We start from the raw sequence: 13,696 nt of genomic DNA, 5'->3' as shown, positions 1-13,696 counted from the left end.
CGGCCTCACCTTTCCCGGGTGAGAAACGTACGCACCCGTTGCACGAACCAGGCGATGACCGGGTCCTCGACGAGCAGCCGGCCGAGCAACGCCCCGCCGACGACGATGCCGCCGAAGCCGATCAGCCAGGTCGAGAGCGCGAGGATCACACCGAGCATGCCGAACTGCTCGGCGTTCGACTCGACGTAGGCAGGCATCAGCCACGCCGAGCCTCGGCTGTAGAGGACCTGCACGACGCCGGTCAGCACCGCACCCGGGAGCAGCAGCCATCCACGGGTGCGTCCGAACAGCAGCACCCAGCTGCTCCCCCACCAGACCAGGCACGCTCCCAGGATCTGGAGCAACGTACGGAGCAGGTCCCCCGGATCGGTGAGCAGGCTGACGACCGTGTTGACCACCCCGAGGCAGGCCAGCCAGGCGACGACCCAGAGCAGACAGCGGCGGGCTCCGCGCAGGCCTCCGACGTGCTCCTGCTCCCAGACCCGCTCGAGCATCCGCTGCACGGCACGGCCGAAGGACGTCGCCGACACGATCGTGATCGCCAGGCCCAACGCACCGGTCTCGGAGCGCACCTGGTCCAGGTCGACCTCCCCCGACACCTGGCGTACGGCCTCGTCACCGACTCCGGTGACCTGCGAGACCTGCTCCAGGGCGTTCCCGGTGAGGTGGGGCAGGAAGGCCGCCAGCACGACCAGCATGGGCACCATGGCCAGGAGCGCCTGGGCGGCGATCAGCATGCACCGGTCGATGAACTCGATCCGAATGGTCTCCGTGGCCAGCTTCCGCAGCAGAGGGACGTGGGCGATGAAGGCGTCCACCCGGTCCCGCAGGTCAGCCACGTTCACGTGAGCAGTGTTCCCCGGGGCACGACGACTCACCCTCGCCCGTTTCCGGTGACCGCTCCGGGCACCCGGCCGCTTACCTTGGTCAGACCATCGTCCAGGCCACTGGCTGGAGCCAACCATGAACGAACACATGATCGACGTGATGCGCTCATGACCCGGATCCTCATCCGGGTGGGCTCATCGGTGTCGGACGACGTCATCGAGACCTTCCCCCACCTGACCCGGGCCACGCAGCGGGCGACCACCACTCTGGTCGGTGACCTCGCCGACGCCAAGGAGCTGCAGGGTGTGCTGGACCTACTCAGCTCTTTGGGGGTCGACGTCATCGAGATCGTCACCATCCCCGAGTAGCTCCACCGGAGCGCTTCCCGCGATGAGCGGCATCAGCCAGCGCTTCGCCGGGTCCGACTCCACGAAGACCGCGCGTACGAACAGGGTGAACGGGACCGCCATCACGGCACCGATCGGGCCCATGATCCACGACCAGAAGATCAGTGACAGGAACGTCAGCGTCACCGAGAGGCCCACCGCCTCACCGACGACCTTCGGCTGGATCACCGACTGGATCACCACGTTCAAGAGGCAGTAGACGGCGATGACCGCGAGCATCAGCGAGAGGTCGCCGTCGAGCAGCGCGAGAACCGCCGGCGGGATCAGCCCGATCACGAAGCCGATGTTCGGGATGTAGTTGGTCAGGAACGCGAGCAGGCCCCACACCAACGGCGCCGGGACACCGAGCAGGTAGAGCGCCAGCGTGTCGAGGGCAGCCACGATCAGTCCGAACACCGTGGAGACCAGCAGGTAGCGACGGGTTCCGACCGAGAACGATGACAGGGCACCGACGAGACCCGGGCGCCGGCGGCTGATCGAGTCCAGCTGGCGTGGCAGCGCCGTCGCGTCGATGGCCATGAACAGGCACAGAGCGATGATGAAGACCATCGTGGACAGCAGCCCGAACATGCCGTTGAGCGCACCCGAGACCAGGGAGAGCAGGTTCGAGAGGTCGAACGACTCGATGATCTTGAGCACCTCGTCCGTGCCGATGCCGACCTTGGAGAGCCAGTCGGTCAGATCATCGACACGCTCCGCGGCGACATCCCCGTAGGTGCCGAGCAAGGTGGCGAAGCGAGCCACCGCGAGCAGGACACACACTCCGAGACCGACGATCCCGACGACGACCGCGATGATGGACAGAGCGGTGGCGACGCCGGCCGGGAGGCGCTTGGCCAGCCAGTTCCGGGCCGGGTGGACGACGATGGTCAGCACCATCGCGAGGAACAGCGGTCCGATGATGCCGCTGGCTGCCTTCAACCCGGCCACGAGGATCACCACCGCCGCGGATCCCAGCAGGACCGCCAGGACTCTGAACTGCAGTGGCCAGCTCGTGGCCGTGTTTTCCGGGCTCTGTGTCCTGGGGCTCACAGCACCCATGGTCCAGACCGCCCGGCCCGGCTGTATCGCCCGATAAGGGTGATCGCCACGACCGTGCCACGCCTATGCCCCTCATGGTATCTGGGCCCTTTGCCCCCTTACTTGACTGGAATGCCGCTGATTGGATGGTCGTTGCCCGTAGAGTCTTCCCCGAAATGGGAAAAGCGAAAGTTTGCGGATGATAGACACCGGTTCTCGCGCCTACGTGGCGCCGACAAGGTTGCGCGTTCCGCGGATACTGCCCACGTTCGTCAGCCGGGACCGGTTGGTCGAGGACGCCGTCGGTCGGTGCCGGTTGACTCTGGTCTGTGCCCCCGCCGGTTACGGGAAGAGCATGCTCGTGGCCGACTGGGCCACCCGCGCCGCTACCCGCGGGGAGCCGGTGGCGTGGTTGTCGCTGCACAAGCAGGACGACAGCCCGTACGAGTTCTGGTCGGCGCTCATCGAGGCCCTCGTCCTGGCCGGACTGCCCGGGAGGACCGAACAGCTCGACGGGCTGACCCCGCCCGCACAGGGGACCGAACCTAGGTTCGTCACGAAGGTCGTCGAGTCGCTCCTGGTCGCGGGCGTGCGCTGGATCGTGCTGGACGACGTACATCTGCTCCACGACGACGAGGTGCTGCGCGGGCTCGACATCCTTCTCGCCGAGCTGCCGCCCGAGGTGGGGCTGGTGATGGCGTGCCGGTCCGAGCCCTCGATCGCCCTGCACCGGCTGCGGCTCGACGGGTCGCTCTCGGACGTACGCGGCAAGGACCTCGCCTTCACCGACGGCGAGGCGCTGGAGCTGTTCGCGGCCAGCGACCTGTCGATGACGGCGGACGCGATCTCCGATCTCGTCGGTCTGACCGAGGGCTGGGCCGCCCCGCTGCGGATGGCAGTGGTCGTGGCCACGATCGGTGGCGGCAACCCCGCAGAGGTCGTCGCGTCCTTCGACGGCGACGTCCGAGCGGTGATCGAGTACGTCCTGACCGAGGTCGTCCACCGGCTCGACCCGGAGCTGGTCGAGTTCCTCTACGCGACCTGCGCGCCCCACCACCTCTCCATCGACCTGGCTGCCCACCTCTCCGGCAGGCCCGACGCCGGCGCCCTGCTCGACCGGCTGTGTGCGGCGAACGCGCTCGTCAGCCAGTCGGGCGACTCGGCGTGGTACCGCTACCACGCCCTTCTGCGGAGCTGCCTGCTCGCCGCCCTGGCCCGTCGTGACGTCGATGCTCCGGCACGCCAGCACCGGGCCACCGCTGTCTGGCTCGCCGCCCACGGCGAACCCGCTACCGCGCTTCGACATGCGTTGCGGAGCGGCGACCGAGACCTGCTGAACCACCAGCTCCGGGCGCATGGGCTCCACATGGTCCTGTCGGGTCGCGGCGACGTCGTACGGGAGGCCGTCGCATCCCACGACTCGCTCGTCGCCGACCAGCGAGTCGCGATCATCGCCGCGCTGGCGGCGCTGGACGTCAGCGACTTCGCCGCCGCCGACGCCTGGCTGAGCGCCGCGTTGTCCAGGGATCTCCCGTCCGAGCCCACCTACGCTGCGATGCTCGCCGCTGCCGTCGTCCAGCGATCGCTCGCCGGGGGCGACGTCGTCGCGGCACTCCAGGACAGCGCGATCCTCGATATCGCCATGACCGGGGACGGAGACGTGAACCTGATCCTCCTGGCCCATCGCGGGCCCGCGCGGATGCGCACCGGCGACTATCCCGGCGCGATCGACGATCTCGAACAGGCACTCGCTCTTGCCCGGAGCCGGCGTTTCGACCAGATGGTGCTCGAGACCATGTCGCAGCTGGCCGGGATGACCGGGTCCATGTGCGACTTCAACGTGTCGCTCGACTGGGCCAATCAGGCGATCGCGTTCGCCACGCAGCACGGATGGCGAGACTCCCCCAGACTCGCCTACTCCTACCTCCTGGCCGCTTGGACGGCCTTTCAGACAGGCGATCCCCTGGCACAGAAGGGCTTCGCCGAGCTCGGCCTGCGGGCGTTGGAGGGCGTCAACAACGTCGAGGTCGAGGTCGGCGTACGCAGCATGCACGCACTGGCGACCTTCGAGGCCACGACCGGGCGCGACCGCACCGAAGCGGCCGAGACGTTCCGGCGGATCTGGCAGCTCGACTCCACCGACCATGTCTCCCCCGCGCTCATCAGCTTCTCCACCCCGCAGGAGGTCAGGCTGGCCCTCGCCGTCGGCCACGTCGACTGGGCGGCCGAGGCCGCCGCGCGTGTCCGTGACCAGATGCCGGGCAGCGCCGAGTACACGTTTCTGAACGCACAGATCCTTGCCGCCACCGGCGGGACGCGCGACGCCTTGGCCGAGCTCGGGCCGGTGCTCGACCGGGTCGTGCCGGCCCATGTACCGACGACGGTCGTTCATGCGCACGTGCTGGCCGCGGCGCTGGAGTCATCCCTGGGCAGCCACGTCCGCGCGTTCGACGCACTCAGGAAGGCGCTCTTGTGGGCCGTCCCCAACAACTTCCGCCGGCCGTTCATCGACCTGTGGCCGCATCTGGAGCCGCTGCTGTCGAGCAACCGCTCACGCTTCGGGCCCGCCGAGGACTTCGTCACGGCTCTGCTCACCGACCACGCCGACCCGGAGGACGGCAGCATCGGGGTGATCGGCACGCTGCTGAGCGCACGCGAGCTCGACGTGCTCCACGACCTCCCCTCGCGGCTGACGATCCCCGAGATCGCGCAGGCCGAAGGGGTCAGCGAGAACACCGTGAAGACACATATCCGCTCGATCTACCAGAAGCTCGGGGTCAACACGCGGTCGGCGGCGGTGAGATCTGCGCGCGAGCGCGGGCTGATCTGACGCCGAGCATCAGCTCTCCTTCCGGCCCCGCCTGCTTCCGGCGGCGAGAACCACGCTTCCGGCGAGCAATAGGGCCAGGCCCAGCAGACCAGCGACGGCGAGCCACGGGCCCGAACCGGTGTCCGGCAGGGAGCCGGTGCCCGGGCCGTCGTCGTCACCGCCGCCGCCCGAGGCCGGCGGGAAGTCGTTGACCACCTCGAGCGTGACCTGCGCGCCGTCCGCAACCGTCACCACACCGACCGTGGGGTCACCGTCGTTCGGAGTGATGGTGGTGGACCGTGCCCCGCCGTCGTCGGTCTCCTCGAGGGTGCACTCGGCGCCAGTGGGGAGGTCCTCGTACGTCGTGGTCATCGACCCCTTCTCCAAGGTGCGGATCGCGCCGCCCGGGATGTCGACATCGGTGGCGGTGCCGTCGACGTCATAGGTGCAGGCCAGCTCGACCTCAAAGGGTCCGTCCCCCGGGCCGTTCACCGTCTTCTCCACCTCCACAGAGCCGGTGTCGAAGGTGTTGGTGACCTCGAACTCCAGCGGCTCGACGGTGAGGTCCTCCCGGTTGGGGACCGGCTTCACCGTGAACTCGCTGACCTCGTTGCCGTCGGCGTCGGTGATCACCGAGCTGTTGGCACCGCCGGTCTGGGTCTCCTCGATGGTGCAGTTCGACCCGATCAGCAACGGGTAGTAGGTCGCCGTGTAGTCGTTGTCGGCGGACAACTCCCGGGTCTCACCGCCAGGGGTGTTGAGCGGCTTCTGCTCGCCGTTGACGTCGGTGTAGGTGCACGTCACGGTGACCTCGAACGGACCGGCACCGTAGGTTTCGGCGCCCGCGCCCTCCATCGCCTTGGTCACCGTGAGCTTGCCCGCGCCGAAGAAGTTGGTCACCACGGCCCGCTTCGTCTCCGGCTCGTGGGTCTCCTCGTCGGCGGAGATGGTGACCTTCTTCGGAGTGACGAGGTGCGCGTTGGCCGCGCCGTCGTCGGTCTCCTCGACGGTGCATTCCGCTCCCGCGGCGATGTTGTCGAGCCGGTAGTCGATCACGTCGTTCTCGACGTTGTCCTCATCCGGCAGCACGATCTCGTCGTCGACGTAGACGACCTCGCCGTCCGGATGAGAGGCATCGGTCAGGATGCAGGTCACCGAGAAGGTGAACGGGCCCTGGCTGATCGGGTAGTCCCGCACCTGCTCCGGCACGAACTTGCGCAGGTGCAGGGAGCCGACGTCGTAGGAGTTGTCGACCGAGACCTCGACCACGTCGCCATCACCGACCGTCACAGGCTGGTCGGGAGAGATCGTCACCCCGGTGGCGTCGGCCGAGTCCGGCTCGGTGACGGCGCACCTGGCTCCGGTCGGCAGGCCGGTGAACTCGACCGTCTCGCCGTCATCGATCGTGGCCGTCATCGGGTTCTCCTCGTAGCCGTCGGCTACGACGGGACGACCGTTGAAGGTGCAGGAGACCGCGACCTCGAACGGGCCGTAGGCGATCGGCTCGCCTTCCTGGTCGACCGCGTCGGTGGTGACCGACTTGGTGACCGCGAGGTCGCCGGTGGCGAAGGTGTTGGTCGCGGTCACCGTCACCGGCTCGGTGTTGTCGTCGCCGATGGTGGCCGGGCTTCCTTCGATCGTGTGGCTGGTGGCCCCGCCGTCGCCGGGTTCGGTCACCTCGCACGTCGCACCGGTCGGCAGGTTCTCGATGACGTAGTCGAGCTGGTCGTTGTCGACGTTGTCGTCGCGCGGCAGCAGGATCTGGTTGTCGTAGACCTGCTCACCGTCAGGGTGCGAGGTGTCGGTGAGGTCGCAGGTGATCCGGAACCGGAACGGCCCGTCAGCAAGCTGCGGGTTGTCCTCCAGCGCGCCACCGGTGGACTCCTTGACCAGCTCGAGCGAGCCGACGTCGTAGGAGTTGGTCACCGTGACGACCTGGGTCGGCTCCTCGTCCTCGCCGATGATGATCGGCTCCTGCGGCGAGATGCTGGTCTCCACCGCGTCCGCGGCGTCGGTCTCCGCCGTGATGCACTCGGCACCGACCGGAAGCCCACTGATCACCCAGGTCTCACCCGTGTTGATCCTCTGCGTCATCGGGCTCGACTCGAAGCCGTCGCCCCAGACGTCTTGGCCCTCGAAGGTGCAGGTGACCTGCATCTGGAAGGGGCCGTCGTAGGTGATCGGGTTGCCGTCCTCATCGACCGCGTCGGTGTCGACCTGCTTTGTGACCGCCATCCCGCCGGCTCCGAACGTGTTGGTGGCGGTCACCTCGACCGGCTCGGCCGGGTCGGTGCCGATGGTGACCCGGTTGGGGTCGACCGAGTGGCCGGTGGCCCCACCGTTGTCCGTCTCCACGATCACGCAGCTGGCTCCGCTGGGGAGGTCGTCGACCTGGTAGTCCATCTGCTCGTTGTCGACGTTGTCATCCTCGGGCAGCGTGATGCTCTGGTTGTAGACAACCTCGCCGTCGGGGCGGGTGGCGTCGGTGAGCCGGCAGGTGATCTGGAACGTGAACGGCCCGTTCGCGAGGTCGGGGTCGTTCTCCAGGGCGTCGCCGGTGACCTCCTTGAGGAGGTGCAGCGATCCGGTGTCGTAGACGTTCTCGACCTCGACCTGGACCGGGTTGGCCGGGTCACCGTCGGGGTCTTCCCGCGATCCGATGGTGACTTGTGCTCCGGGCACGTCCGGGTTCTCGTCAGGAGTGATGTTCACCTCGGCCGCGCCTGCGTTGTCGCGTTCGGTGATGGTGCACACCGCTCCGGTCGGAAGGTCGCCGACCGGGATGGTCTGATCGTCCCGGATCTGGACGGGTAGAGCACGGACCACCTCGCCGCCGTACCGGCAGATCACCTCGACCATGAACGGGCCGTAGGTGAGCGGGTCCCCGTTGGCGTCGACGGCGTCGGAGGTGACCGCCTTGGTGATCTCGAGGTCGCCCAGGGTGAACACGTTCTCCACCGTGATCAGCCCGATCTCGTCCTCCGGGCCGCCGACCGTGGCCGTGCCGATGGTCTGGTCGTACTGCCCCTGGTCGGTCTCGGTGGCGGTGCACTCCGCACCCCAGGGCAGGCCGTCGACCTGGGTCGGGTCCGCCCCCGGAGTCAGCGTGATCGGGTTGACGCCGGAGAGATCCATCGGTTCGGTCTGACCGGGAACGGTGCAGGTCAGGTCGACCGTGAAGGAGTCCGGTGCGTAGTCGGCACCCTCGCCGGAGACGATCTTCTCCAGCTGGATCGATCCGGTCGGGTAGGTGACGCCGACCTTGCGGCCTTCGGTGGGCAGCACGGTGCCGCGGGTGCCGTTGTCGTTGGAGGCACCACCTGTGGCGACGGTGTTCCACGCCACGGGATAGCCGACCTGCCCGGGGTCCGCCGGCGTGGTGCGGGTCTTGAACTGGATCGTCGCCGTCTCGCCCGGGGCGAAGAGGTCGGCCCCGTCGAAGGTGATGACGGTCTTGATGCTCTTCACCTGGGCCGGGTCGACACCGTCGTCGTACGGCAGCCACTCCCCCTCCGGACACGGGTCGCCGTCCAACGGGCTCAGGTCGGCGGTGCAGGGTTCGTAGGTGTTGGCGTAGAACGTCTGGAGAGTGGCGGGGTTGCCGCTGTCGTCGACCAGCTCGATCTCGTTGGCCCAGGTCGGGGTCCACTCCGAGTTGCGTGGCAGCGACACGATCACGCCGTTGTCGCCGACGTGCGGGAGTACGTCGACCGAGACCAGCTCGTCCAGCGGCAGCGTGCCGGAGTTGGTGATCGTGTAGCGCCAGGTCTCGGTGTCACCCGGATAGGTCACCGGAACGCAGGCGCCGCGGTAGAAGCCGTCCTCGTCGGCCTGGTCGTCGCAGTAGTCGTCCGGGAGGTCGGCCCCTTCGGGAAGCGCCCGGCGGTCGAGGTAGATCTCCGGGATCCCGGCCTCCTCGACCGGCACGTCGGCCTTGACCTTCTTCATCGTGCTCAACGCGGCCACGCGAACCGGGGAGACGCTGGTGTCGTCCCAGCACTCGCCGGTTTCGGCGTCGTAGTTGGGTGCGCAGCTGTCCGGGTCGAACGGCTCGTCGGCGATGATCTTGTCGGTGTTGGTGACCACGTCCTCAGGCGTCAAGCCCGGCCGCAGCATCAGCTCGATGGTGATCGTGTACGTCTGACCCGGCTCCAGCACGGTGCCCTCGGGCATCGCGAAGGTGATCGTGTCGCCGTCCTCGGTGATCGTGATCTGGTCCTGGTCGGTCGGCAGCGGATCACCGTTGGGCGGCTCCGGTGCGGCACCGGTCAGGTCGAAGCCGTAGGGCGAGGTGCCAGGTGCGGCGTCCGGGTCGAAGATCAGCTGGTTGCCGTCGGCGTCGGAGGGCAGCACGTCGGTGAAGACCGGGTTGGTCAGTGCGTGCTCGCCGGTGTTGGTGTAGGTCAGCTTGAACGGGATGACCTCACCGGGCTGCACCTGGCCGGTCGGGGTCTTGTCGACCTCGACCCCCACCGTGAGGTGCTCATAGGTGTAGGTCGCATCGGCGCTGTCATCGGCCTCGAGCCGGTCGTCGAGCCCGATCAGCACCGTGGTGCCGTGGACGTCGACGGAGTCGGTGAAGACACCGGCGTCCGCCTCACCCGGTGCGGCTTCCTGGTCGGACCGGGTCGTCGGCACCGGGCCGCCGCTGCGCAGCTCGTCGCGACGTACGACCTGGAAGGGCACCTGGATGTTCGGGTGGGTCGGGTTGACCCAGCCGTCCTCGTTGCCGGCCATGAACCTGAACCTGAGCCCGTGGATCTCACCGGCCGGGGCGGCAGCGAGGAAGTCCTTCGCCTGCTGCAGGGTGAGCTCGTCGTCGTCGAACGGCGGGCCGCCGCCGGGGATCTCCTGGCAGGTCCAGGTGCCACCGACACCGCCCTCGTCACCGGCCAGGCCGGTCTCGACGGTTGTCGGGATGAAGATGCCGCCGGTCAGGTAGCAGGCCTGGACGTGCTCGACCGGGGTGGGCAGCGCCCAGGAGGGGTCCATCTGGACGAAGTCCACCGCGTTCCAGAAGGTCGGGTCGTCGTCCTCCTGCTCCTCGATGTAGGGACGGGCCGAGCCGCTGCTCTGGCTGCCGACGGTCACAGTGATCGGGGACTTGTCACCCTCCTTCTGCGAAGCGGGCTGGATCGTCTTGGTCGCCTCGATGTCGTACGTCGCGTCCGCGATCTCGATGGTCGCCGTGCCGTTGTCGCAGGCGTACCGGTCGCCCTGGGCCGGCGGGCAGGGCTGGATCGCGTCGACGTCGGCGACGATGCCCTGCGCGGTGTTGGCGACCGGTGAGTCCTCCGGGGTGACCGGCTCGCCGGTGCTGCGGTTCTCCTGCCGGATCTGCATGTCCAGGGCGAGAACACCAGTGCCGGCGCTGGCGATCCGGCCGTCGAAGAGCACCTGCACCCCGGTGACGTCGCACGGCATCGTGCCAAGAGTGAGTGCGAGCGCTTCGTCGCGGGTGTATTCGCTGGTGCTGCCGTCCGGGCAGGTCAGGGTGACAGTGGTGCTCTCGGTGCCCTCGGGCTCGGTGACCCCGCTGATCTTGTAGAGCCGGAAGTAGTCGAACGGGTCCTGCTCGGTCGTCGTTCCCGGACCAGGGTCGGTGATCTGCAGCTGGTCGACCTTCGCCGGCGTGGTGTTCTCCGTGGTGACGGTCATCCGGCTGAGCGGATAGTCGTCCTCAGGGACGCCGGGACCGGGGACCGAGATCGGTCCGCCGTCCCAGGTCTTGTCGGTCGTGGTGGTGATCGGCGCGTCGTTGATCACCACGTCGTCGAAGTCGGTGTCGGAGACCGGGTCTCCGTCGGCCGGGAAGCCGGTGGCGTTGGCGGTGTTGCGCACCACGCCGGGGTCCGGCCGGTTGTAGTCGTCGACCGCGAGGGCGGGTGACCCGTCGGAGCGCTTGGTGTCGCGCACCTGCCAGACCAGGGTGAGCGACCGGTCGTCGTCGATCGAGCGGGCCACGCCCGAGCCGACCGGCGGGGCGTCGAGGTCGCCCTCGATGACGTCGGCACGGTTGGGGCTCTCGGCGTAGATCAGCTTGACCGCGAGGGTGGACTCCTGCTCGTCGGCGGTGAGGTCCATGCCCGGGAAGGTGCCGCCACAGGCGTCCGGGCACGGGTTGTTGGCGGCCGAGGTCCAGGTGGACCCGTCCCACAGCTGCACGTCGGTGATCTGGTCGTAGACCATGTAGGGATCGGTCTCCGGCGTGATCGGCTGGACCCGGATCAGGTTGAACGCGTCGTAGACGCTGTCGGCGACGGCGGTGTTCTCCGGGTCGTCGATGTCGGTCAGCTCGACGGTCTCGAAACCGGAGTAGCCACCGGTCGACCAGTGCAGGGTCGAGGGGATCGTGTCACCGGAGCGCTCGAAGACGGTCTTGTCACCGCCCGAGCTGGACTGGCCGAACTCCTTGTCCATCAGGTCGGCGGTGCCGGGGTCGGTCGGGATCAGCTCGACCTCAGGGCAGTCCTCCGGATCCATCTGGGCCTCGCCACCGGGTACACCGTCGGTCGACGCGGTGGCGCTGGACTGGGCGCAGTTCGGAATGAAGGTGTGGTCGGCGTCGGTGGGCTCGGCGTAGGCCGGGTCGGTGTAGCGACCGTCGTCCTGCGGACGCAGCGTGGCGGTGAAGTTCGGCTCCACGTCGGTGCCGGGAGCGAAGCCGTCGCCATCCCCGGTGTAGTCGTAGACGAACCGGACACCGCCGGCCACCTCGGAGACCTCTGCGGGGACGTCGGAGGAGTAGATGGTCGGACCGGCGATCGGACCGTCCAGGAGGACCCACTCCCCGGTGGTGGTGTCGTAGTACTCCACCGTCAGCGTCGCGTCAGCCGGGACCGGGGTCTGCGCGATCGTGTCCAGGTCGAACGCGTTCCACCACAGGTTGCCCTCGACCGGGTCCATCGGGTCCTGGACCACGATCTGGCTCGCGTCACCCGTGGTGCCGGTCGGGGTCTCCGGCGGGTTCGGACGCTCGGTGGTGCCGCCCTGCAGGCTGATGGTGACGACGTTGCCGGGGTAGGCCAGGATCTGGCTGGGACGGATCTGCTTGTCGATGTACGGCTCGATGACCTCGTCGTAGATGTAGAGGTCGTCGTCGGCGGTGGCATCGCCGGTGGCGCCGTCGTTCTCACCCTCGATGGCGACCTCGTTGTTCACGGTCTTCGGCAGGCCGCTGGCGTCCGGGTCGGTGTCGACGTCGAACGGCACCGAGGTCTCGGCGCCCGGCTCGATGTCACCCTCGAAGACGATCTGGAAGGAGGTCACCGACTCCGCTCCCCCCGTCGGCGGTGCAGGGGTCTCGCCGTCGGCGAAGGAGACCTCTTCCCCGGAGGGCTGGTAGACGACCGTGCCGGAGGTGGCGCCGCTCGGGTAGTCGACACCGCCGGTGAAACCGCCGAAGGTGTAGTCCTCCGGGAACGAGCCGGCGGACGGTTCGGTGATGGTCAGCGAGTCGATCGCGATGGCGGAGTCGTTGCTGCCGCCGATGGTCACGGTGCTGGACTCGCCGGCGACGACGACATCGGGGTCGAACACCTTCGTCGCGCCGGCGGTGATGGTGTTGGCCCGCAGGGTGAAGTCGGCCTCGGCATCGGCGGTCGCGTTGTCGCCCTCGCGGGTGACCTCGGTCTGGATCTGGTTGTTCACCACCGTGTCCTCGGAGACGCCGGCGGCCTCCTCGGTGGTCTCCAGGTCCAGATCGACGGACGCGGTGGCGCCTGCGGGGATGTCACCGGTGAAGGTGACTCGCGTGCCTTGCACGGCCGCGGGGTCGACGCCGGGACACGTCGGATCCGCGCACTCGATCCAGGCGCCGTCGACGTACACCTCGTACGTCGTGCCGGTGGCTCCCTCCGGTGGGGTGACCGGGCCGAAGCCGGTGAAGCCCAGGTAGGTGAACGGGTTGGGCGTGGCGGTCGGATCGGTGGGGTCTTGGACGACCAGGGTCTCGACCGCGCCGTTGGTCTCGTTGGTGCCACCGAGATGGGCGGTCACCGGGGTCCCGGCAGCAGCCAGCGCGGAGGTCGGCTCGAAGCTCTTGGTAGCGCTGGTCGCCAGCTCCAGCGGGATCGCGAGGGTGACGTCGGCCGCGTCGGTCACGTCGTTGGCGTTGGTCGCCTCGGCGGTGGCCTCGTTGGTGAGGGTGGCACCGTCCCACTGGTCGTGGTTGATGTCCTCGGGCACCTGGACGGTGATCTGCACCTGGCTGGTGGTGTTGTTGACCATGCCCTCGCCGCCGGAGTCGAGCGGCTCGGTCCAGTCGACCCGGACGTTCTGTCCGTCGATCACGGGCTCGGCGTGGCTGTTCGGGCCGGACGGTGTGACCTGCTGGACCACGAGCGGCTCCGGGATCACGTCGGTGGTGATCGCATCGCTGCAGTCCACACCCACGTCGATCGCGGAGCAGCCCACCTCGATGGTGTAGACGATCGTGTTGCCCGGACCGTACGGCCCGGGGTCCTCCACGCTCTTGGTGATGTCCAGCTGCGCGTTCGGACTCTCCGGGTTCGGCAGCTCGTCCGCCATGGCCGGCGCGGCGACCACGCCGACGGCGAGGACCCCAGCGAGTAGGACAGCAAGCCAGCTACGCCTGCCGTTCGACAGCTCCCGAGATGTCTGCATGGCTGGC

The 13,696-nt window shown here is 68.4% G+C and carries 5 protein-coding genes; 2 read left to right on the top strand and 3 right to left on the bottom strand.

Translation table 11 applies throughout. From position 1 onward, the window contains the following. Window positions 1-5: 5 nt before the first annotated feature. Complete coding sequence (locus BLT25_RS15130; RefSeq protein WP_176883922.1) at window positions 6-845, bottom strand: YhjD/YihY/BrkB family envelope integrity protein; 840 nt, start codon at window positions 843-845, stop codon at window positions 6-8. A gap of 150 nt (window positions 846-995) precedes the next feature. Here BLT25_RS15130 and BLT25_RS15125 point away from each other — a divergent pair, with 150 nt between their 5' ends. Further along, window positions 996-1,196 carry a hypothetical protein gene (locus BLT25_RS15125; RefSeq protein WP_091047354.1) on the top strand — a complete coding sequence of 67 codons (201 nt, stop codon included), beginning with the start codon at window positions 996-998 and terminating at the stop codon, window positions 1,194-1,196. Here the strand turns inward: BLT25_RS15125 and BLT25_RS15120 are convergent. Continuing rightward, window positions 1,143-2,267 (bottom strand): AI-2E family transporter, encoded by a 1,125-nt coding sequence (locus tag BLT25_RS15120; RefSeq protein ID WP_176883920.1) that lies wholly within the window; start codon window positions 2,265-2,267, stop codon window positions 1,143-1,145. The two genes, BLT25_RS15125 and BLT25_RS15120, sit on opposite strands and share 54 nt — an antisense overlap. A 343-nt stretch (window positions 2,268-2,610) precedes the next feature. Between BLT25_RS15120 and BLT25_RS30460 the strand changes: the two genes are divergently transcribed. After that, window positions 2,611-5,085 carry a winged helix-turn-helix domain-containing protein gene (locus BLT25_RS30460; protein ID WP_091047349.1) on the top strand — a complete coding sequence of 825 codons (2,475 nt, stop codon included), beginning with the start codon at window positions 2,611-2,613 and terminating at the stop codon, window positions 5,083-5,085. Window positions 5,086-5,094: 9 nt separating this feature from the next. On the opposite strand, the gene BLT25_RS15110 is transcribed toward BLT25_RS30460, so the two are convergent. After that, window positions 5,095-13,689: a DUF5979 domain-containing protein gene (locus BLT25_RS15110; protein ID WP_143033761.1), complete on the bottom strand. Its 8,595-nt coding sequence runs from the start codon at window positions 13,687-13,689 to the stop codon at window positions 5,095-5,097. Window positions 13,690-13,696 lie beyond the last annotated feature (7 nt).

Source organism: Nocardioides sp. YR527 (assembly GCF_900101045.1).
GTDB lineage: Bacteria > Actinomycetota > Actinomycetes > Propionibacteriales > Nocardioidaceae > Nocardioides.
Note: the sequence above shows the minus strand (reverse complement) of the source record. Positions and strands in the feature narration are given on the sequence as shown.

Bases quoted from the DNA above. Each gene is read 5' to 3' on its own strand.
- BLT25_RS15125 (WP_091047354.1), top strand. From the start codon at position 996: ATGACCCGGATCCTCATCCGGGTGGGCTCATCGGTGTCGGACGACGTC.
- BLT25_RS30460 (WP_091047349.1), top strand. From the start codon at position 2,611: ATGCTCGTGGCCGACTGGGCCACCCGCGCCGCTACCCGCGGGGAGCCG.
- BLT25_RS15110 (WP_143033761.1), bottom strand. From the start codon at position 13,689: ATGCAGACATCTCGGGAGCTGTCGAACGGCAGGCGTAGCTGGCTTGCT.